Below are 22,241 nucleotides of genomic sequence, written 5' to 3' on the forward strand. Positions count from 1 at the left end.
TTTATTTACAATTCCCATATTATTAGTATATATTCTAATTTACCACATTTTTTCTTTTTATAAAACTGTTTTAAAATAAATATTTATATATAATATTAAATATTTTCCTTTAATAAATTAGATTCTTATATTATTATTAGTATTGATAATTAACTAAAAAGCATTTATCCTATTAACTTATAGGAATTAATTGTATACATATGATATTTATATAAGTTCTAATTAACATTGTACATCTTAATTTTAATAATTCTCAAAGAAAAGTGAATGTCCAAATTTTATAGATATCCAAATTAATAATCAAACTTATAAAAGGAATATACATACATCATTGAGAAATTATAATCGTAACACTACACTAGAAATCAGATACATTTTTCTGGAAGCAGGCATGTGAAATTGAGCTGATGATGGTTCTTAAGCAGAGAGCCCAAATCTGTGATTTGGTGTGAATCGCTTACTCAGCGAACGAACGTGAGTCGAGTTTCCTCTATGGCTTGTTTCATTTCAGCTTGTCCAGATTTTATATCTGGAACACGCTGAAATAATGGCAAGCCCACATTTAGAACCTTCCAGCGAAAATTTCACTAGTCCTGTGGAAGACAAATTTATTGGATTTCGGTAAGTTCCGCATATGTCTAATTCTTGCTTTGGATATTTATATATTTGGAGACATGAACCTTCTCCGTGGAACTTGCTTTATTAATTGAACATCGTTAATTAAAATATATATCTATATGTACTTAAAGAAAGGTATGAAAAAATGAATTTTAAACAACTTAATATCAGTCCTGAATTAATTAGTATTTTAACTAAATCTGGAATTAATGTTCCTACTCCTATTCAAGAAAAATCTATATCTCCTATAAAAGAAGGAAAAGATATAATAGCAGAAGCTGCAACTGGAACAGGTAAAACTTTAGCTTTTTTATTACCATTAATTGAAAACATAAATTCAAAATCAAATGATATACAAGTGTTAATCTTAACTCCAACAAGAGAACTAGCTATTCAAATTACTAATGAAGCGAATAAGTTAAAAGATGCTAAAGAAATAAATATATTAGCGGCTTATGGAGGAAAAGACATTTCCTCTCAACTAAAAAAATTGAATAATAATATTCATTTGATTATTGCAACTCCTGGAAGACTTTTAGATCATATTGATCGCAAAAGTATTGATTTAAGTAAATTAAAAACCTTTGTTTTAGATGAAGCTGATCAAATGTTATTTATGGGCTTTAAAAATGAAGTTGAAAAAATTTTGGCTTCAATGCCAAAGAAGAAACAAATGCTTTGTTTCTCAGCAACAATGGATTCGGCAGTAAAAAAATTAGCTTATAGATATATGAAAGACCCAATTGAAATTTCTATAAAAAAAGAAGAAATTACTTTAGATTCAATTAAACAAGAAGTTGTTGAGACAACTGATAGAAATAAACGTGATGCCTTATGTAAAGTATTGGATGAAGATAACCCTTTTATGGCAATTATATTTTGTAGGACAAAGCGAAGAGTCGATGAATTAGAGGCTGTTCTACATACTCGTAATTACAATTGCTTAAAGTTACATAGTGACATTCCTCAAAATAAAAGAGAAAGAATAATGAAATCTTTTAGAAATGCTGATATACAGTTTTTAATTGCAACTGATGTTGCAGCAAGAGGCTTAGATATTACTGGAGTAACTCATATATATAATTATGATATCCCAGAAACTGTAGAAAGCTATATTCATCGTATAGGAAGAACTGGTAGAGCTGGAGAAACCGGCTATACTTGTCTGTTTATAGATCCAAAGAATCTTAGAGCTCTTAAAGAAATTGAAGAAACTATTGGTTTTGAAATTACTAGACGAGATGTGATTTTATAGATATTTTAAACCAATTTATTCCAAACGAGGTTAGATATAATATATTAAAAAATCTATATATTATATCTAACCTTGTTATTTTTCATTGTAACGTAAGTTGTATAATTTTATCATCATTTATATTAGGATTACCTCTCCCATCCATATTACTTGTAGTTAAGAAAATCGACCCATCTTTTCCTTCTATGACTTCACGTAACCGTCCATATTCACCTTTTAGTAACGACTCAACCATAGTTACAGCTACTCCTTTTTCATCTAATGTAATTAGTATTAATTGTTGTCCACGTAAATTAGCCATAAGTAACTTATTTTTCCAAGTCCCTTGACTTATAAACGTTATTCCAGATGGTGCCCATGTTTCATTTCCACTTTGGATTAATGGTTTTTGTATAATATTAGTTGTTGTTTCCTCATTTCCTTCAACTATAGGCCAACCATAATTTTTCCCAGGCTCTATTATATTAATTTCATCATGAGCAATTGATCCATGTTCTGATTCATATAGAACATTTTCAGAATTCCATGCTAAACCTTCTGGGTTTCTATGACCTAAGCTATATATTGGAGAGTTAGGAAAAGGATTATCTTTGGGAATACTGCCATCTAAATTTATACGTAATATTTTACCTGCTGTACTAAGTGGATCTTGTGCCAGTGATGGATTTCCCGAATCTCCAGTAGTTATATACAATTTGTTGTCTACACCTATCTTTATTCGTCCTCCATTATGAATTTGTCCTCCTGGAATTTTATCGATAAGGATCTTATCCATGAACAATCTATCATTATTTTCAATTAATCTAGCTACACGGTTATAAGTTTTATGATTTTCTGCAAAAGAATGCATAACATAAACAAAATGGTTTTGAGAGAAGTTCGGATCTAAAGCAATTCCCATCAATCCACCTTCCCCTTGACTTACAAATGGCGTACTAAATAAATATAGTGGATCAGGTAGAAGTTTTTCATTTTTAATTTTTCTAATTGCTCCAGACCTTTCTGTAAAGTATAAGCTGCCATCTTCTGATATAGCTATAGCCCATGGTACATATAGTTTTTCCGCAATAACTTGAATTTTATATGGAAATTGTCTATATAAATATATTTTCTTTCTTAACTCAAATAATTTTTCAGATGATGAGTAAGTATTATAAATATAAATTAGTTCTGATATTATTTTCTCTACTCGCATAGCATAAACTCTTTGTACCTTGATTACAACATTAACATATGTAAATATTATTAATATGTGCATGTTTAAAACTTGAATTTACTTAAATTGAAAATGCTCATAGTGTAACTCACCAATATTTAAATGACTATTGGCAAATTGTTTTCTTAAACTTTCCCTCATAGGAGCTGGTCCACAAAAATATATATCAATCGTATCTTTAGTATCTATATATTTTTCAATTTCAGATACTGATAAAAATCCCTTTTCTTTTGAATTAAAAAGGTGTACTCGCAAGTTATCTCTTTGCAATCCTTCTAACTCTTCACTATAAGCACTTTCTTCTTCATTATTAAAAGCATAAAAGAAATCAACTAAAAAATCTTTTGGAATTTCTGCTTGTGAAAAGCTTCTAAATGGTGTAACTCCAATGCCACCTGCTATCCACACTTGCCTTTTTCTACCAGATTTATAATCAAACTTCCCATGAGGACCTGATACTTCAAATTTATCTCCAACTTTCAATGTATCAAATAATTCTTTTGTATGATCTCCTAACCCTTTAATTGTAAATTGCAATTCCCCTTTTTTGGGTGCTTCACTAATTGTAAATGGATGTGATACAAATTTATTATCATTCTGTAGTGTTTTTATAAATGCAAATTGTCCTGGCTTATAATCTATATCTTTTTTAAGTGCACTTCCTGTAATCTCTAAGGTACCATCAGCAACTATATTTAGGCTTGAAACCTTATATTTATATTTAAAAGATATTTTCTCATATAGGAAGATGCTATAGATAACAGATGATATTCCTATAAGATTAACAATATTTAACCATATATTAAAGGGTTTAAAAGAAAAAACAGCATAAGTTGCACTTCCATAATAATGATAAATACCCATAGCATATGGAATGATCATAAATTTATGAATTGCTTTCCATCTTTCGTAATTTAACTTTTTTGCTATTATCGCTATAAGTACAAGAATTATAAATAAATACATACTAAAAGCTCCATACATTGCATAGGGATCACGAGGAATAGGTATTCCTTGAGATCTTTCAAGACCTTTTCCTAGTTCAATTGTAATATTATGAATTATAACTAACACAAGTGCTGAAATACTTAGATATTTATGATATATATATGATTTATCTAATCCATCAAATAGTATATCCAAAATCTTATGACGTGTTGATATGAAATTTATTAAAGCAAATGCAACCAATGCAAAGGATGCTAGTAATTGAGAATATTCACTTAAGGTAGAAATTTCTCTTGTAGGATTAATGAATATCCACAAAACCCAAGTAATTATCATAGAGAATAATATTAATAAAATTCCTGACTTCTTTTTCATAGTTTACCTCTTTCTAGATTATTATTTAATTTGTAAATTTTAAAACAATCCTTTATTCTACTATAGGAAGAATACATTCCTGCTATAAATATCATAGACAAAATGCATGAAAATATAGAATTTACAAAGTGCACATTTAAGCATTTACTGATACAAACAATTCCAGGAATGATTAAAAAAGTGGCTGATACAATTCTCCCAACCTTATCAAAAACAAAAGGCTTGTCTGATAACTTAATATTATTCTTTATAAATTTTGATGTTAATACAAACTCAGAAAATTTAAATATAATAAAAAGCAAAAACCATATAGGTATAATTTTAAAACTCACTAATGCTATGTAGGAAACTGTTATATAAAATAAATCAGCAAATACATCGAGTTTTGCTCCAAGTACAGAAACAGAATTTGTTTTTCTAGCAATTTTACCATCTAAAAAATCTGAAATACAAATCATAAAGAATAATATAAATAGAGTATGTGTATTATCTTGTCCATTATTATATTGACGAATTATTCCATTAACAAAGAAGATACACATAATAATTCTAGTCAGACTAATAGTATTTGGTACATATTTAATTAATTCCATCAATGGTATCACCACCCTCCAATCCGTTAAATTTTAATTTATTAAGTAATAATAATTAAAATATTTTCTTATTTAATAATAATTATTAAAATAATAACATAATTCATATATAAATACTAGACAATTTTGGTAAATTTTTATTTATATAAATCCCCAGCTAAATATAACAATTTCTTATAGTCTTCTATTACATATTCTTTATTATTCTTTTTCAAAATACCATCAGAACAAAACTTATTTAAAGTTCTATTTAAATGTCTATAACTTGAACCAAGTAATTCTGCAATTTCATTATAATTCTCTTTGAAAATAAACTTTTTAATTTTATCATCACTTATTTCTGCAAATGCAAGTATATAGCTAGCAAGTCTATTTTCAAGAGGATAAAGTAAATTAATAGAACTATTATTACTTCCATTTTTAAGTTTTTCCGACATATAATCACATAGATTTATTAAGAATTTACAATCATTCAAAAGATTACTCCTAGCATAATCGAATTTAATACCTATACAATAAGTATTTTCTATAGCCTGTACACTGCAATCTGTAGGATTGTTTCTTATGAGCTCTACATCTCCTATTATCTTTAATGGAGAATAAAAAGAAATTAGTAATGATTTTCCATTTTCTAAATGCTTAGATACTTTTGCTTTTCCTTTAGCCAAGAAATATAAATTCTCCAAATATTCATTTTCCTTACATATATATTCATTTTTAATAAATTTGTATAAAGTCATATTTTCCTTCATATCTTCCGTAAATAAATTTTCAAGTTTGAACATTCGTATGCATTTTTCAAGTTTTATATTATTATCAATTAAATCCACTCTTTTTTACTCCTTAATTTGTATTATTTTTTCAAACATGACATATGTCCTATTTGTATATTATAATAATATCCTAAAATATAGAGAGTAATCAAATTTATATCTATTGTTTGAAAAAACATTTTAATGGAGGCACAATATGTACAATCTTTTATCCTTATTAATTGGTATCCTCATTTCTATTATGATAGCATTTAATGGGAAATTATCTAATGGTGTTGGTAGCTATACTTCATTACTTATAATACATGCAATTGGATTTTTTGCTATTCTAATATTGCTGTATTGCAAAAAAATAAAAATATCTTTTAGAAATAATATACCTTTATATTTTTATATTGCAGGGGCTATAAGTGTATTTACGGTTATGTTTAACAATTTAAGCTATTCTGCATTAGGAGTTTCTCTTCCAGTTGCTTTAGGACTTTTAGGTCAGCTAATAACTTCCTTAGCTTTTGATCATTGTGGATTTCTAGGTATTCCAAAGGTAAGTTTTAATAAAAAGAAATTTATTGGATTATTATTTATAATAATAGGAATTTCAATTATGGCATTTAATTAATTAGGAGGTGAAATAATGTTTTATATTTTAATTTCTGTTATAGCAGGTGCTATTGTCGTAGTTTCAAGAATTCTTAATACTAAACTTTCTGAAAAAGTTGGATTAATTGAATCTAGTTTTTTTAATTATTTTACAGGAGTATTAGCATCTTTAGTATTATTTATTATTTTTAAAGAAAATTTTTCATCTAATAATTTTAGTAATATTCCTTTTTATGCTTATTTCGGTGGAATATTAGGGATAGCAATTGTAATCTTAAACAGTGTAATAACACCTAAAATGTCCTCATTTTATGCTACGTTAATAATTTTTGTTGGACAGCTTTTTACAGGTATTTTACTAGATTGTTTGACTCTAAATTCAGTATCTATAACTAAAATTTCTGGAGGAATACTAGTTGTTATTGGACTTACATACAATTTATATGTCGATTCTAAATTAGATGAAATTTCAGTTTTGTAAACTATAGCATATTCAATAAAAAAATAAGGCTCCATATTTATATTTTAATATGAAGCCTTATTTTTATTGTGTTAAATAATTACTAATTTAATAATTTATTATTATTTCGAATTATAAATAGATATCAGAGAATTGAACTTTTATCTCACTCACCAATCTGTCTTCAACATCAAGACGTCCATTATTTTCGGTACTTACTAATTCATTATTGGTAGGAAGTATTATTGTAAAAGTGCTACCTACTCCTAGTTTACTACTAACATTTATAGTTCCACCTAAATTATCAACTAATAATTTTACAAGAGACAATCCAATTCCAGTACCTTCAGCCCTCCTAGATAAATTACTATCAACTTGACCAAATCGTTCAAATATAACATCAATCTTATCTTCTGGGATTCCTATGCCAGTATCAGAAATTTCAATTTGTATAGAATCTGAATTTATACTATCTGATAGCTTTATAGTAATATTTCCTTCACTTTCTGTAAATTTAATAGCATTTGAAAGGATATTTAATATTATTCTCTCAACTTTTTCATCATCAATAACTATCATCTTACTAGTAATATTTGAATCAAAATTAATACTTATATTTTTCTGATTTGCGTACAATTCAACTGATTCACAAATAACCTTAACTAAAAATACAACATCTATTGTCCTCATATTTATTTTAATTTGCCCAAAATTCATTCTAGTAATATCTAGTAGATTGTTAGCTAATCTTAATTGTCTAAAGGTATTCTGCTTAATATTTCCTATAAGTTCTTGCACCCGTTCAGGAATTTTACTCATATATACACATTCGATTAATTGAATAGCTGAATAAATAACATTAAGTGGTGTTTTAAGTTCATGACTGATTAATGAAATAAATTCATCTTTCATAGCAAGCGTTTTTTCAAGAGTTTCACTTTTCTCTTTTTCTGATTGAATTAAGAGTTCTTGTTGTTCTTTTATTTTAAACTCATTTTGCTTTCGTTCTGTAATATCTTGAATACTGATCTCAAAAAAATCTGCATGCTTTTGATAATCATAAACGACATGGCTATTTATTTCAATCCACATAACTTTTTCATTATTATTTTTTATCTGAATTTCATAGTTATTTAAGTTAAATATATTCTCTATTAAAAATTCCTTTTGATCTTTATCTATTAATGCTTCAACTAAAAAATTTGTAATATTTATGCCTACTGTTTCTTCAATTTTATCATAACCTAATATCAGTCTTGCCATTGGATTAACATATACTATTTCACCATTTAATTCTGCAGTAAAAAGTCCTAATGGAAGTCTCTCAACTAAGCCTCGATTACTATTTTCACTTTCTTTCAAAGCAATTTCGCGTGATTGAAGATTATCGCTCATCATCTGAAAATCAACCATAAGATTATGTATTTCAATGAAATTTGAAGAAATTAATGGTAGGGTACTACCATTACTAAAATCACCAACCGCCAAAGAAGTTGTTCTATCAGTCAATTGTTCAAGTGGAGTTATAATATGATTTTGTATTTGCTTCCGAAAGCTAAATATTACAGCTACCATTAAAACAAATATGGCAAACATTCCAAAAATGAATAACCATTTATAGGAACTTATAACCGATGTTAAAGGTATTTGAGAAACAACTATCCAGCCAGTTGTTTGAAGTTTAACAGAACTTCCCAGCATTAGCTTATCATTATATATATAGATGCTACTATTTTCTCCGCGAACAGTATTTTTAACTATTTCTAAATTATTTATATTTGTTTGTTCCTTAACTAAGGATAAATCAGGATAAGATATTAGTGTTCCTGATTGATCAACGATAAAAGCAAATTGATCTCCTTGTATTTTTGTAATATTTTCAATTTCATGTTGAAATACTCCTAAATTCAATTCCCCAATAATGTAGCCTCCTTGAGATAACGGTCTTATTAAATAAACTATTGGGTCACCTGTCCTAAATGAAATGAAAGGACGCGATATAATAAGATTATCTTGATTATGTGAACTTTTTATGTCAGGCAAATTAGACATATCCAATCCAGTATAAATTGGATCCGAAGGCGCCATTATTGAAATTTTATTTTCTTTATCCAAACAGTATATTGTTTCAAAATAACCATATGCCTTCCATGTAGTATTCATAAATGCAGATATATCTGCTTTATCCGAGGTTTCAGCCATTTTAGCAATAGCATCTAATATTCTACCACCGTGATCAAGATAATATTCCACAATATTCCCTATTGACTGGACGACCTGCCTTTGGTTACTTTGAACATTACGTTGACCTAAGGATTCAGCACAAATACCTGCAACTATGGCTAAAATAATCAAAGGAATAAACATGCGAAGCAACAATATACGAAAAAATACTTGACGTAGATAAGGATAACCTTTTGTATTTTCCATTTTTCACTCACCTCCAGATTCTACTGTATTGAGCTTCGCAATTCTAATAAATTTTCCATTTTTGATAGAACTTAAATAACTATTTCTTTGGATATCTCCAAATTTATCAAAGGATAAATTATCCGTTAACCCTTTAAAATCATGGATTTCTAATAAGGCATCTTTAAGACTAAGATTAGTCCCATAGGATTTTTTTATAGCTTCAATAAGTACCACTGTTGATTCATAACTATATGCAGCACCAAAAGATGGATCATTTCCAAATCTCGCTCTATATTTCGATTTAAATTCAACAAAATTTTCTGAATCATTTTCTAAATCATAAGCTTGTTCAATTATCATTCCTTCAACAGCCTGTCCGCCTTTATCAATTAAGGTTTTAGTTTGGGCCCAAGGAGATGAAAACATAGGGTTTGACCAATTCATAAGCCGCGCTCTTTGCGCAATAAGTGCCGTATCCATATCAGAAGCAACTATAAGTACTCCTTCAGCTTTAGATTTTTGTAGTTCCGAAATAAATTTTGAAAAATCTGGTTGAGCAACTGAAGAAAAATCAAGCAGATTTGTAACTTCCCCTCCAAGAGCTTTAAATTTATCAGAAAAAATATCACTATAATTTTGAGAATATGCTAGATTATCTTTATCAAAGATAACTGCAATGTGTTTAATTCCTTTTATTTCAAAAATGTATTTAGCAAAATTTTGAGAGCTTTTTTCAAATGATGGATGAATTCTAAAAAAATAATCATCTATTCCACTTAGCTTGGGTGTTGATACAGTTGGTCCCATCATTATTACTTTAGCTTTGTTTGCTTCAGCAATACCAGCCAAAGTTTGTGCCGTTGTTGCATGACCAATAATCGCTACTACACCTTCTCTTATCAGTTCCTTATCTGCATTTTGCGCCTCTTGTGGAATTCCAAGATCATCATGAACAATTAAAGACAACATGTGTCCATTAATTCCTCCATCATTATTCGCCTTTTCTATAGCTAGCTGTGCACCATTTCGCTCTTGAACCCCCAATTCAGCTTGTCTGCCAGTTAATTGCGCTGAAAACCCTACATTAATAACTTCGTTTTTCTTTTTATTTGAAGAAATTATTATTGCAATTAGTGTTATAACACTAATAACTACAATACATAAATTTCTGAACATTTTAAACTTGCTTTCATACATTATGAAATCCCCTTTCTAATCTCATAATTCTCTATCATATATTAAAAACCTTTATATTTTTTATGACATTCTCTGACATAAAAATACATTAAATATATTTTTTATATGTATAAATCCATACCATGTATTTTTAGCCACTCATGTTTCTCTTTATAATTAGGCATTATTTCAGATACCCTATTCCAAAAAAATTTCGAATGATTTCTATGATCCATATGACACATTTCATGTACAACAATATAATCCACTACATCAAGTTTAGCCATACTTATTCTCCAATTAAATAAAATTGCATTTTTCCCTGTACAACTAGCCCATCTTCTTTTTTGCTCTTTAACCTTTATTTCAGTTACTTTGTCCTTAAAATTACTTGAATAAAAAGTTATTCTTTCAGTCACTATTTTTAAGGTTTCAGTTCTATACCATTTTTCTAAAGCACTCCTTAATTTTTCCTCTTCCATAGTGTTTGTATAAATTTCAAATTTATCATTAAATTTTATTAAAATACTTTTTCTATTTGTCTGTAACACTATTTTCAAAGGATACTCTTTTCCTAAATACATAAAAGTATTACCTTCAGAAAAATTTCTAGTAATTCTTTTTAAGCTTCTTTGTGCAACTTCTTTTTTCTTGGCTATTATCCAACTTCCTCTATTTCTCACAACAAGTAAAATATACTCTTTACTAATTTTTAACGGTGCACTAACCATAACTTGTCCTGCTTCATCAATTTTGATGCATATAGTTTTTCTTTTTCTTCTAGTTAATTCAAATTCTATTTCCTGGCGTTCATACTCAAATTTTAATTTCATCTTTTCTCCTATGTAGTTATTCTGATTATAAAATTCTTTTCAAATAATTGTTTAATCTATAAATTCGCAATGCATTGCTTCATCTGCCTTATCCCAAGGAACTAAATATCCTTGACCATGTGAACAAAACACCGATGTAGATGTATATTCTATATCAGCATTTTTATTGTATCCTATAGATTCTATTATTTCTTCACCATTGTGACAAATATCATAACCATCATACATTAAACTAATGTTACCTTTGCCCTTAGTGAAAGCAATTACTTCCATAGAATAATCCATAAATGTCGCAACTGGACCTCTTCCATTAATAATTGTTGTATCTAAATATATTTCTGCTGGTTCAAAAGTTCCATATAATCTTTGAATATCTGATATAACTCTGCCAATATATTCGCTTGAAACTTGTATATTAAATTTATAATATGGTTCTAAAAGTATGTTTTCAACCTTTTCAAGTCCTTGTCTCAAAGCTCTAAAGGTAGCTTCCCTAAAATCGCCTCCGCAAGTATGTTTATTATGTGCTCTTCCTGTTAGCAATGTGATTTTAATATCAGTTATTGGTGATCCAGTTAATAGTCCATGATGATCTCTTTCAAAAATATGTGTTTTCACTAGATTTTGATTTCCAAAAGTTAAATTGTCACTATGACACTTATTTTCAAAAATAATACCACTATTTCGAGGTAATGGTTCGAGCTTTAAGTGAACTTCAGCATAATGCCTTAATGGTTCAAAATGACCACGACCGATTGTTACATCAGTAATAGTTTCCTTATAAAGAATTTGACATGGACCAAATTCAACTTTTAAATTAAATCTTTCCTTTACAACTTCTTTTATAACTTCTAGTTGTATTTTCCCCATTATATGTACATTAATTTCCTGTAGAGCTTCATTCCATATTATGTTCAAGGACGGATCTTCAGCTTCTAATATTTTAAAATATCTTAATACTTCACGAATATTTAATGTTTTATCAAAAATAACTGTTGACATTAGAGTTGGGATCATTTCAAATTTAGTCTTATCTTTTAATAAACCTAAACCATCACCAGCTACAGCCTTAGAAAGACCTTGAACTGCAAATAAATCTCCAGCTTCGACACAATCAACTGTTTTGAATTTACTACCATTGTATATCCTTATGGCAGTGATCTTTTCAGTTATTTCGCTAGCAATAGTATCTCCAATGTTGCTATTTTCAATATATTCTTCATTATATCTAATTTCATCTCTAACTTTCAGTACTCCAGATAAGGCTTTAATAAAAGTAATCCTATTTCCATTTTCATCATAGCGTATCTTATATACTTTCCCTGAAAAGCCATTTTTCTCATTATAATCAGTATAAGTTAAATTATCTAATGTATTAAGAAATTCTATTATTCCCTCATCCATAAGCGCAGAACCTCCAAAACAAGGAAATACTCTATTCTCTTTTATTAGTTTCTTTAACGTGTTTATCCAAATGTTAGCATCATAATTTCCTTCAAGATATTTTTCTAAAAGCTCATCATCATATTCACTTATAAACTCTATTAGTTCCTCACTTAAATTTATTTTATCTATAAAATCATTTACATTATCTACAAAGCAAACATCCTTAGTTAAATCTCTTCTTATTTCATTTATGACTCTATTTTTATCTGCTCCAACTCTATCTAATTTATTTATGAAAAATAAACTTGGAACATTATATTTTCTTAATAAATTCCAAACTGTCTTAGTATGCCCTTGAACCCCTTCAACACTACTCACAATAATAATTGCATAATCCATAATGGCAATTGAACGCTCCATTTCTGAACTAAAATCGATATGTCCCGGGGTATCAACTAAATAATATGTAGAACTATTAAATTTAAATACTCCTTGATCTGAAAAAATTGTTATTCCCCTTTGTTTTTCAATATCATGATTGTCTAAAAATGAATCCTTATGATCTACTCTTCCTCTACTCTTAATACTGTTAGTATGGTAAAGCACTTGTTCTGAGAAAGTAGTTTTCCCAGCATCAACATGAGCTAAAATGCCTATTGTCTTTTTCATAAAATCATCCTTATAACTTAATTTAAATGGTAAATTGGGTAAATTATTGGGTAAACTCATCACTTCAAAAAGGAGAGTATTACATGAATGTAAGAACCAAAACCATCAATAATATAACTTATTATACCACAAGAATAACAAAGAACTGCAAATCTTATTCTATCTATGCTAAAACCAAAAAAGAATTAAAAGAAAAATATGAAAACAAAACCAAAGAATTAGAACTTATGGATAGTCAAGGGATAGTATATAATAACAAAAAATTAAAAGAACACATTAATGACTATATGATATTAAAGAAACCAACAATAAGACCAACCACATATACAACTTTAAATCATTATTTTATGCATATTATTAAAAGTAATTTAGGAAATAAAAAACCCAAAGATATAAATTTATCACAATGGCAACATTTTTTTAATAATTTACTACTTAGCAATAGTTCCAAAAAATCACTAAAACTTGTCACAAGTGGATTATTTAAGTATTTAGAAATGAATCAAATAATATCTCATAACACAATTAGAGGAGTTATTATAAAAACTGATGATACTAACACATTAGATGATAATTATATGGAACCTCAACAACAAGAAGAATTCATTACTAACATTAAGGGTGATAAATATGAACTTGATTTCTTAATACTTTTATATTGTGGATTAAGATATGGAGAATTAAGAGCATTAACAGTTAAAGATATTGATATAAAAAACAGAACTATCAACATAAATAAATCTTGGATTAGATATAGAGAAAATGATGGTTATAGAGATTGTGAAGGACCTTGTAAAAACAAATCAAGTATTAGAATTATTTGCTATCCATCTTTGCTTGATGATTTGGTGAATAAAAGATTAAAATACTGTGATAAGTATCCTTTTCCTTATCATAAAAATACATTAAATCATTGGCTAAAAAGATACGTAAATCTACACTTACATAGTTTAAGACATACTGCTATTAGTAATTGGTTTAATGATGGTATACCACTTGAAATAATACAAAGAATGTGTGGGCATACTGTTGGTAGTTCAACCACATTAAGAGTTTATGCTAAATTGAATGATAAACGTTATATGGATATGATGAAAGATTATTTTAATAAATAGGTGTAAGTACTTATAACACGTGTTTAAAAGGTTAATTACACACAATTCATCATAAGGCATATAACAGCTCCATATTGACCTTAATTATATAAAATGACAAATTATACATTTAATATAATCAAATGCCTATACGGAGCTGTCTTGGCCTATATTAAGCTATATGTTTTACATATATACCCAGTTTATGATATAATATAATCATATAATTAAATAAAATTTAATACATCAACATTTGACAGTACAATGGCTTTTGGAGTAGATTCAAGATGTGGGTCAAAAAATCTACTTCTACCTAAACCTTGTACTATTTCTTTAGACATAAATGCTAATTGTATTTCTCTTAACTTCTTGTTTCTATATGTTCTAAAATTCGATATTTTAACATTCATATTATCAAAATCAATCAGTGATGGTTTTTTATTTTGAATCATATTATATTCAACACTATCTGTTATTCCTATTTTCTCTCCTAACAATCTTATATAACTTGCTGGTGGATATGGGCTTCCTAGCCATATTATATTAAATCCTTTGTATTCATTAAATCCTTCTAAATTCCATATATGTAACGATTGATTAAGTCCAAGATCAAATTTAGCCTTTTCTTCATAATCCCTGTATGTAATTAACAATGTTTTATCTAATTCTTCTTGACTCCAATCTCCAATCATTGTCTTTATTTCTTCTATAGATTTATCATAGTTTTTTCTTAAACCATTCCTTGAAACATTAAATTTTTGATTAATTTGTATAGAAAAATCATCTTTGGGTTTTACTTTGCCAACATCATACATTTTATAATTTGGAATTATATGTTCGATTAATGATGAAGATGTTGGAGTAGCTGTGAACATTACAGTATTTAGCTTTACTCTTTTATCATTATACATATAATGTTGTGGTATTGTTTTATTAATTAAAAAACTTAATTTACCTCTATCTTTTGTAACAAAATCAGCTTTCATTAATATTGCCAATTCCTTATCAGATAAAGGTATTTCTTCAGTGTATATTGTTTCTCTTAATACCTCATTAATATTATCTAAATCTGATATTTTACTTAAATGAATTACTTCACCGTCATCAATTTTTAATGCACTTTGTATCTCGCTTATTCTCTTGGCTATTAAATTTCCTAATGTTATTCTTATCTTATTTTCTATAATTTGTGCATTCGTAAAACTACCTAACTTTATATCAATCTGTGCTATTTTTCTCAGCTTCTTCATAAATACATTTTTGTTCTCTATAGTATGTATATATGTAAATTTATTAATAATATCTTCATCAATAATAATTTTAATCGAGTTACTATTTTTAAAATATTTATTATAGTATTTTATCTTGCCATTATTCTTTTTATCACAAGATGCTACTTTATCAATTAACCTTTTACCTTCAATAGCATATCTAGCATGAGTAGTAACAATAATTCTTTCTTTCAAAATTTCATTCTTGTCCTTAATGTATTTCTCGTATTCTTTATATAATTCAGACTTATTTATTTCTTCTAATTTATATTTTAATATATTCATAGCTTTATTAGGTTCTAAAGCACTCACTTGACTTTTTACTTTATATTCATTATATATTCTACGAATATCCTTCTCCATCTCCTCATCTTCATCTTTATAAGAAGCTATTGGATTCAATGGTATCTTGGGAAATTTATTATAGTTATCATCCTCTGATAATTTATGGTCTGGTAAAACTATAAAATACACATCTTTAGTATTATTTACAATTTCATTAATATTTGTAGATTTTCCAGTACCAGTACTTGCTTTAATTATATTAAAGCCACAATTATTTCTAAGTATATCCTTTGATAATACATTCAGTTTATCTCTTGCCTCAAATAGATTTTGTTTATTTCTATTAATATTTCTATATTGAATAATTGAATTAACTCGTCCCTCTTGAGCTCTATATAAATTACTATGTTCATATTCTTTCAAACAACATCCTTCTTGCTTATAGTATGGACAATCATCAGTGCAATTACATGGCGGTTTATTACCACTAATTCTTCTACTAATACTATCCGTTTCACAATGTTTTTTATTTGGCTTATTATATTCCCTTAAATCATTATTGCCTATTTTAACTATTCCTGAAGCTATAACATTATTTAATGCCTTTTTAAATTCATTTAACAAACTTGTACTTCTTCTTCCTCTATATTTTTTATTATCTTGAATTCTATTCAAGGTTGGTGCAAGCGTTTCTACTATAAAATAACTATGGCTCCATTCATTTATTGATTTAGTATCACATTTCATTATATCTCGAATAGCTCTACATTCTTTCATAATATCTTCCATCGTACTATTAATTATAGGCATCTCACCTAATTTTCTTGTCTCGTCTGAATTATAAGTAATTTTTGTATATCCTGCTTTTTCTGCTATCTTATGAATTTTTCCAATTTCAATAAAATTCCTCTCAATGTTTGTCTTATTATATAATTCTATACCCTCTTTACCTTCTTCATTGATTGGTGGATTAAAATATCTAACTGGGTCCTTACACTTTTTATCAGCTTCATGATTTAGTAAAAACATTAATTCTGAGATTACCTCCCTTATTTCATGAGGATTCGTACAAGGTTCTTTTAAAAACCATATAATTCTATACTTTTCATAATCAGCTTTCCAACTTGGTGAGTTGTATATCAAACTATAATTAATTTTATGTTTCTTCAATAACTTTTTCACTTCATTTTTTTGTAATCCCGAGTCCATATCTATACCAATAATTTGGCAAGATACAAAATTCTCCTCTATTCTTCTATTTTCAGAGCAATATGCAATTGAAAATGCTCTGTGCTTTTTTAATATATCATTAATAAATTCTCTAATTGTAGCAGTTCTAGAACTCCAATACTTTCCCCACTTAGCTATTTCTTGACCAGAAGGTTTATGTTGTAATTCTTCATCATGATACAAAAATTTTATTCTATTTGACACTTTCAATTATAGTCACTTCCTTTCATTCGTTAACTTATCAATCTTATCTAACTTCTAATTTCTTTTTTGCTCTTTGTTTTTTTTTTCTCTCCCTATGTTTAGTTCTCCATTCTTCATTATCCCTTACTATTTTTCTGTAGGCGTAATAACATACCTTTAATTCTTCAATACTTAATTCTTTAGGATTAATCATTCTTCATTTCCTCCTCGTCTTTATATTTACTTTACTTAATACTATAAATTTTTAATAATCAATTGAATTTCATAATAAAATCTCCTTTTCAAATAAATAGAAAAAGTGCAATATTTAATAAATTTGCACAAAAAAAAGAATTAGCAAAATGCTAACCCTTGATATAATCAGTGGTTGAACCACCCATATTTACTTTTAAATATAATTTTACAAATTTATTATATCATAACCTAAGATGTTTGTCAGGTACGATTTTTTAAAATTATTATATTTGTAACTAATTAATTTATTAAAATTAATTTAAGATTTTATGTGCTCTTGAACACTTAAACATAATTATTTATATCTCATTACTTCTTTATTATAAATCTTTTTGCACATAAATTTCTAAGATTCCCCATTATCCAAATTAGAGGTGATTTGTCACACTTTCTTATAATATATATTAATAGACACTGTGACTTTTCACCTCATTTTTGGATAATGATATTATACATATGATTCCATATAAAAGTTATCTGCCATAACTATTTTATTATTACCATTATTAAGTTTATAATACAAATACATAACATCTAAACCACCAGGGTTTGTTGCTAACAAAATCAATTTTAAGACAGTACGCGAGCCCATACAGGCATCTCTACTAATATAAATGATATTTCTTGTTAATTGCCTTAAAAAACTTGTATTATTCTTAAATAAAATATATTACTTTTTTATTCGCGGAAATAGAATTGGTTATCTAAAATATAAGGTTTTCGTTCTTTTACAATCAAGTTTTTTAGTTGAGGATTAAATAATTCAACAATATACCTTGCCATTAATTCTAACATAATATTGACATTGTTAATATGAAAATAATTGTACTGATAATCATATCTAGCATTATATTTTCCGTTTTTACCTGTATGACCATGGGCAGTTGCACATCTTCCATTACTATAAATTATATTTCCAATATCTTTTGTAGATAAATAAACATTCATACTCCATTCTGTTTTTATTTTTGATATTTCCATCTTTAATGTTATAATAATATTTTTTAATTTAGCCTTATCCACTTTAACCACCTTATCTTCTTCAAATGAATAATATCGACCTGTGTCAATATAATATAATGGTATAAATGTATGCTTTAGTGCTTCTTCTAAATAATACTCTATTGCTTTAGACACATCTGTAGTTGCTGAAGCAAATAACTTATTATAATGTTCATTTATAGCATATTCCACAACTCTATATAAAAACACACATTTAGGTAGTGGCTCTACTTGTTTTAAAGCAGCGCTATATAATTCAAGAACTTCTGCATGATCCATTTCAGGTATTTTATGGATTCTATGTATATGGTCTCCTTTTAATATTGGACATATACTAGAATATGACTCGCAATTATTTTCTTTGCTAAATAATTTATTATTTCTTAATCTTAATAAATCAAGTAATTCACATTCACAATATATTTTTTCTAACTTCTCATTATAACTTTGATTTGGCGTATAACAAAAAATAGGTCTTCCAAATAGAAAAGATAATATATTCATCAAATCATTTTTTGTCCCAAAATTTTCACCTTGAGGTGATTTCAATATATATGTATGCGAAAGGCTCTTATACTCTATAAAAATATTATTATACAGTAAAATATATTCTTCAAAATATTGATAGTAATTTTCGCTAATATGTTGCCATTCATAATTATTATTATATATAAATGGAATTTTTCTTACTGCATAATAATATCTAGTTATAGTATCTTTTTGAAATAATAGTGAACCCAGAATCTTATTTTTAATACCAACAAAAAATTCTTCACTATCTGTTTCATTACTTTTTTTCAATTGGCCTTGAATATCAACTTTTATAATAATCTTATTATTTTCTATACCTTCTATTAGTTTTGTAAGTATTAAAGATTTATATTTTAATATATAAGATAATTTTTTTAGTAGCTTCTCTAAATTTTGTTCATCTTTTTCATTTTCAAGTTCTTTGGTTATATCCTTAATGATTTCTTTATACACATTAACTTTATAAATAATAAATTTGGGATTATCTGAATCTATTTTACCTATATCAATTTCTTGAAAATTATATTTACTATATGTTTCCCTAACTATTTTATACATTTTTAATTTTACCTTTCTACTCTACAATCTACTTAATTATCACAACTAAAAAGCAAAAATGCTCAAATTTGTGGTAAATGACAACTTTTTTAGATAACCAAGTTACATTATTACTTCTCTAAAACTTATAATTGGTACATTATTCATAGAATAGCACATGAAATTTATCGCCTCCAATTATCTAAATAACCTCTCTTTTCCCATCTTTCAATTAATAACTTTTCATCTTTATTGTGGTAATTAAAATAATTAACTTCTCTTTGATATTTATTTACAAAGAAAAAAACACACCATTCTTTAATACATTTTGTAGTTCCATCTATTGTTATATTTACATTTGCTCTTGTATTTCTTTGTTGAACCTTTCTAGTAACCCATCTGCAATTATTAGGTTCATAATTACCATTATTATCTTCCCTATCTATAGTTAAATTATCTTTATACCCATTACTTAGAGCCCATTCCTTAAAACTAGAGTAGCTATTAATCCATTCATCACAAACGCTTATGCCTCTTCCTCCATAATTTTTATACTGGCTATTTCTTAAATTAGTACACCTCTGCTTCATATTGGACCATATATTATATATTCTTCCCTCTTTTATTCTTCTATAATTTTTTCTCATATAACTCCTCCATATTTATTACAAAACATTTGATAATTAATCATAATCTATTTATAATATACCATAATTTTCACATTGTATAATATTTTTTATTTTACTATAATTGTAATTAAATAATATATTTAGGAGGTTTATTATGGGCACTAAGAATTCTATTACATTAAAAGAACTAGTAAATGAATTAATTATTAAAGAAAAGATTCGTAGTACTATTACAAGAAAATATATCAGAACTATATTAAGAAGTGATAAAGGCAAGCCTTTAGAAGAAATATCATTTAGAACCACTATGAATGATCGATGGGAATGGCCTATAGAATTAAAGGATGATGTCGAAATTAAATTGCTGGCATTAATTAATCATTAAATCTAGTTAAAACAAAAAGAACAGCATTACTGAATGCTGTTTTCTTTGATTATAGATTTACACCTTGAAAGGACTAAATTAGGTACCTATTTAAACCAGTATAATTTCTATCTAATTATCAAATTAATTCAATAGCTAACATAATTAACTACTTATCTTCCGTGTTTAAATAAGCTTCTTTTATTTTATTTATTCTATCTATATCATTTGCAAAAAATGCCTTTACAAAACCTTTTTGCATTTCTTCATTACATTGTGCTAATTTTAGATAAATCAAATAATGTATTCCAACAGCTATGGTAAGTGATGAATTCCTACTTTGACTAAATTTTTTTAAATAATTTATTGCGAACTTAATAATAATTTCTTTTAACTCTCTTATATCAGCATCTACATCTTTAATTGATGAATACTTAAAATAATTTAACCACTTAATATAATCTAAAGTTAAATAGACTTTTTTATTATATCCCTTTCCACATCCTTTAGCCACATTTTCAAGTATGTAGTATAATTCTTTTGATTTTTTAAAATATTCAATAAGAGTATTCTTATTTATGTCAAGTTCCATATTCTTATTATGAACATTTTCTTTTACATATTTATTGTATTTCTCCATCTTATCAACTATTGTTTGAAATTCATCATCAGCTGATTCCAATAAACTAGCTAATCTATATAGCCGTCTTCTAAACTCCTGTGGAATTTCTACCTTACTTTTATATCCTATATCATGTTCTATTTCAGCCCAAGTATGTTGTAATACAGAACGTATCTGAACTTCAAATTTAACATTTTCAAATCTTCTATATTCTGGTAATAACAATCTTTTATCATCTAATTTACAAACCAAATGTAATGACATATATCCAAACTCATCATCTTTTTTAATTCTTTTATCAATACAATTATCTTTATCAATTTCAAATTCTTTCTTAATTATTTCAGATATTTTATCAACATTATTGGGTAAATATGTTATTATTCTTATTCCAATTATATCTGTAATATCATCTAATCTCTGATATTTATTTTTTAATTCAATTTTTTCTTCTAATGAATTATATTCTTTTACTCTTCCACTAATCTGTTGGGTAGGTATACTTTTTAATACTTGAGTTAACAAATTAATAATAACATTGCTAAACTCTAAATATAGGTTATATTTTTCTCTATATTCAAATAATATTTCTTCTTTCATGATATTTTTCCCCATTCTATAAATATACTTATATGGATATTATATCATATTTTGAAAAAGTTTATTAAACCTTTTAAACTTAAATATAATTTATTAATCTATATGTAACTTAATGTAATTTAATAATACTATGTGAATTAGTTTCCTCATATTATATAACACCACTTTATTGGCTTATATACTAATATACCATCTATTATGGACTTATAGGATTATTCTTAGGTTCTCTTAAAATATTATTATGAAATATAAATATTTGATACATTAAATTTAAGAACAATCTTAGATTAAATATCTATTAATTTTGGTTAGGAGGTATCAATT

Annotated in this window: 18 protein-coding genes; 5 read left to right on the forward strand and 13 right to left on the reverse strand. The window is 26.8% G+C overall.

Annotation, left to right across the window (positions count from 1 at the left end; genetic code table 11):
• Nucleotides 1-763: 763 nt before the first annotated feature.
• Nucleotides 764-1,873, forward strand: coding sequence for a DEAD/DEAH box helicase (locus tag L3B98_RS15260; RefSeq protein WP_238917355.1), 1,110 nt, complete (start codon nucleotides 764-766; stop codon nucleotides 1,871-1,873).
• Between the two features lie 82 nt (nucleotides 1,874-1,955).
• Here the strand turns inward: L3B98_RS15260 and L3B98_RS15265 are convergent, their stop codons facing one another.
• The 4 genes from L3B98_RS15265 to L3B98_RS15280 form a co-directional block, all read right to left on the reverse strand.
• The gene (locus tag L3B98_RS15265; RefSeq protein ID WP_238917356.1) at nucleotides 1,956-3,068 is read right to left on the reverse strand and encodes a PQQ-dependent sugar dehydrogenase; all 1,113 of its coding nucleotides are present in this window, start codon (nucleotides 3,066-3,068) and stop codon (nucleotides 1,956-1,958) included.
• A gap of 78 nt (nucleotides 3,069-3,146) precedes the next feature.
• The gene (locus L3B98_RS15270; RefSeq protein WP_238917357.1) at nucleotides 3,147-4,412 is read right to left on the reverse strand and encodes a ferric reductase-like transmembrane domain-containing protein; all 1,266 of its coding nucleotides are present in this window, start codon (nucleotides 4,410-4,412) and stop codon (nucleotides 3,147-3,149) included.
• Nucleotides 4,409-5,005 (reverse strand): CDP-alcohol phosphatidyltransferase family protein, encoded by a 597-nt coding sequence (locus L3B98_RS15275; RefSeq protein WP_238917423.1) that lies wholly within the window; start codon nucleotides 5,003-5,005, stop codon nucleotides 4,409-4,411. The genes L3B98_RS15270 and L3B98_RS15275 overlap by 4 nt, the downstream gene beginning before the upstream one ends.
• A gap of 137 nt (nucleotides 5,006-5,142) precedes the next feature.
• The gene (locus L3B98_RS15280; RefSeq protein WP_238917358.1) at nucleotides 5,143-5,835 is read right to left on the reverse strand and encodes a cyclic nucleotide-binding domain-containing protein; all 693 of its coding nucleotides are present in this window, start codon (nucleotides 5,833-5,835) and stop codon (nucleotides 5,143-5,145) included.
• 139 nt (nucleotides 5,836-5,974) lie between these two features.
• Between L3B98_RS15280 and L3B98_RS15285 the strand changes: the two genes are divergently transcribed.
• Nucleotides 5,975-6,397, forward strand: coding sequence for a DMT family transporter (locus L3B98_RS15285; protein WP_238917359.1), 423 nt, complete (start codon nucleotides 5,975-5,977; stop codon nucleotides 6,395-6,397).
• Nucleotides 6,398-6,412: 15 nt separating this feature from the next.
• Nucleotides 6,413-6,859 (forward strand): DMT family transporter, encoded by a 447-nt coding sequence (locus tag L3B98_RS15290; RefSeq protein ID WP_238917360.1) that lies wholly within the window; start codon nucleotides 6,413-6,415, stop codon nucleotides 6,857-6,859.
• Nucleotides 6,860-6,970: 111 nt separating this feature from the next.
• Here L3B98_RS15290 and L3B98_RS15295 read toward each other — a convergent pair whose 3' ends face one another.
• The 4 genes from L3B98_RS15295 to L3B98_RS15310 form a co-directional block, all read right to left on the reverse strand.
• Nucleotides 6,971-9,268 carry an ATP-binding protein gene (locus tag L3B98_RS15295; RefSeq protein WP_238917361.1) on the reverse strand — a complete coding sequence of 766 codons (2,298 nt, stop codon included), beginning with the start codon at nucleotides 9,266-9,268 and terminating at the stop codon, nucleotides 6,971-6,973.
• A gap of 3 nt (nucleotides 9,269-9,271) precedes the next feature.
• A complete protein-coding gene (locus tag L3B98_RS15300; protein WP_238917362.1) occupies nucleotides 9,272-10,447 on the reverse strand; it encodes an ABC transporter substrate-binding protein in 1,176 nt (391 codons plus the stop codon).
• Between the two features lie 101 nt (nucleotides 10,448-10,548).
• Nucleotides 10,549-11,259, reverse strand: coding sequence for a SprT family zinc-dependent metalloprotease (locus L3B98_RS15305; protein ID WP_238917363.1), 711 nt, complete (start codon nucleotides 11,257-11,259; stop codon nucleotides 10,549-10,551).
• 51 nt (nucleotides 11,260-11,310) lie between these two features.
• Nucleotides 11,311-13,314 (reverse strand): TetM/TetW/TetO/TetS family tetracycline resistance ribosomal protection protein, encoded by a 2,004-nt coding sequence (locus L3B98_RS15310; protein ID WP_238917364.1) that lies wholly within the window; start codon nucleotides 13,312-13,314, stop codon nucleotides 11,311-11,313.
• Nucleotides 13,315-13,397: 83 nt separating this feature from the next.
• On the opposite strand from L3B98_RS15310, the gene L3B98_RS15315 reads away from it, so the two are divergent.
• Nucleotides 13,398-14,429 (forward strand): site-specific integrase, encoded by a 1,032-nt coding sequence (locus L3B98_RS15315; RefSeq protein ID WP_238917365.1) that lies wholly within the window; start codon nucleotides 13,398-13,400, stop codon nucleotides 14,427-14,429.
• 206 nt (nucleotides 14,430-14,635) lie between these two features.
• On the opposite strand, the gene L3B98_RS15320 is transcribed toward L3B98_RS15315, so the two are convergent.
• The 4 genes from L3B98_RS15320 to L3B98_RS15335 form a co-directional block, all read right to left on the reverse strand.
• A complete protein-coding gene (locus L3B98_RS15320; protein ID WP_238917366.1) occupies nucleotides 14,636-17,398 on the reverse strand; it encodes a hypothetical protein in 2,763 nt (920 codons plus the stop codon).
• Nucleotides 17,399-17,441: 43 nt separating this feature from the next.
• Nucleotides 17,442-17,591 carry a hypothetical protein gene (locus tag L3B98_RS15325; RefSeq protein WP_238917367.1) on the reverse strand — a complete coding sequence of 50 codons (150 nt, stop codon included), beginning with the start codon at nucleotides 17,589-17,591 and terminating at the stop codon, nucleotides 17,442-17,444.
• 719 nt (nucleotides 17,592-18,310) lie between these two features.
• Nucleotides 18,311-19,723: a hypothetical protein gene (locus tag L3B98_RS15330; RefSeq protein ID WP_238917368.1), complete on the reverse strand. Its 1,413-nt coding sequence runs from the start codon at nucleotides 19,721-19,723 to the stop codon at nucleotides 18,311-18,313.
• A gap of 164 nt (nucleotides 19,724-19,887) precedes the next feature.
• Entirely contained in the window at nucleotides 19,888-20,349 is a 462-nt protein-coding gene (locus L3B98_RS15335) for a hypothetical protein (RefSeq protein ID WP_238917369.1), read from the reverse strand.
• Between the two features lie 136 nt (nucleotides 20,350-20,485).
• Between L3B98_RS15335 and L3B98_RS15340 the strand changes: the two genes are divergently transcribed.
• Nucleotides 20,486-20,716 carry a hypothetical protein gene (locus L3B98_RS15340; protein ID WP_238917370.1) on the forward strand — a complete coding sequence of 77 codons (231 nt, stop codon included), beginning with the start codon at nucleotides 20,486-20,488 and terminating at the stop codon, nucleotides 20,714-20,716.
• Between the two features lie 148 nt (nucleotides 20,717-20,864).
• On the opposite strand, the gene L3B98_RS15345 is transcribed toward L3B98_RS15340, so the two are convergent.
• On the reverse strand, nucleotides 20,865-21,917 hold the full coding sequence (locus L3B98_RS15345; RefSeq protein WP_238917371.1) for a hypothetical protein: 1,053 nt from the start codon (nucleotides 21,915-21,917) through the stop codon (nucleotides 20,865-20,867).
• Nucleotides 21,918-22,241 lie beyond the last annotated feature (324 nt).

Origin of the sequence: Clostridium sp. YIM B02555, assembly GCF_022320955.1 — a bacterium.
Classification (GTDB): domain Bacteria; phylum Bacillota; class Clostridia; order Clostridiales; family Clostridiaceae; genus Clostridium; species Clostridium saccharoperbutylacetonicum.

Bases quoted from the DNA above. Each gene is read 5' to 3' on its own strand.
- L3B98_RS15340 (WP_238917370.1), top strand. From the start codon at position 20,486: ATGGGCACTAAGAATTCTATTACATTAAAAGAACTAGTAAATGAATTA.
- L3B98_RS15260 (WP_238917355.1), top strand. From the start codon at position 764: ATGAATTTTAAACAACTTAATATCAGTCCTGAATTAATTAGTATTTTA.
- L3B98_RS15270 (WP_238917357.1), bottom strand. From the start codon at position 4,412: ATGAAAAAGAAGTCAGGAATTTTATTAATATTATTCTCTATGATAATT.
- L3B98_RS15335 (WP_238917369.1), bottom strand. From the start codon at position 20,349: ATGAGAAAAAATTATAGAAGAATAAAAGAGGGAAGAATATATAATATA.
- L3B98_RS15345 (WP_238917371.1), bottom strand. From the start codon at position 21,917: ATGAAAGAAGAAATATTATTTGAATATAGAGAAAAATATAACCTATAT.
- L3B98_RS15330 (WP_238917368.1), bottom strand. From the start codon at position 19,723: ATGTATAAAATAGTTAGGGAAACATATAGTAAATATAATTTTCAAGAA.
- L3B98_RS15305 (WP_238917363.1), bottom strand. From the start codon at position 11,259: ATGAAATTAAAATTTGAGTATGAACGCCAGGAAATAGAATTTGAATTA.
- L3B98_RS15315 (WP_238917365.1), top strand. From the start codon at position 13,398: ATGAATGTAAGAACCAAAACCATCAATAATATAACTTATTATACCACA.
- L3B98_RS15275 (WP_238917423.1), bottom strand. From the start codon at position 5,005: ATGGAATTAATTAAATATGTACCAAATACTATTAGTCTGACTAGAATT.
- L3B98_RS15310 (WP_238917364.1), bottom strand. From the start codon at position 13,314: ATGAAAAAGACAATAGGCATTTTAGCTCATGTTGATGCTGGGAAAACT.
- L3B98_RS15290 (WP_238917360.1), top strand. From the start codon at position 6,413: ATGTTTTATATTTTAATTTCTGTTATAGCAGGTGCTATTGTCGTAGTT.
- L3B98_RS15265 (WP_238917356.1), bottom strand. From the start codon at position 3,068: ATGCGAGTAGAGAAAATAATATCAGAACTAATTTATATTTATAATACT.
- L3B98_RS15295 (WP_238917361.1), bottom strand. From the start codon at position 9,268: ATGGAAAATACAAAAGGTTATCCTTATCTACGTCAAGTATTTTTTCGT.
- L3B98_RS15300 (WP_238917362.1), bottom strand. From the start codon at position 10,447: ATGTATGAAAGCAAGTTTAAAATGTTCAGAAATTTATGTATTGTAGTT.
- L3B98_RS15325 (WP_238917367.1), bottom strand. From the start codon at position 17,591: ATGATTAATCCTAAAGAATTAAGTATTGAAGAATTAAAGGTATGTTAT.
- L3B98_RS15285 (WP_238917359.1), top strand. From the start codon at position 5,975: ATGTACAATCTTTTATCCTTATTAATTGGTATCCTCATTTCTATTATG.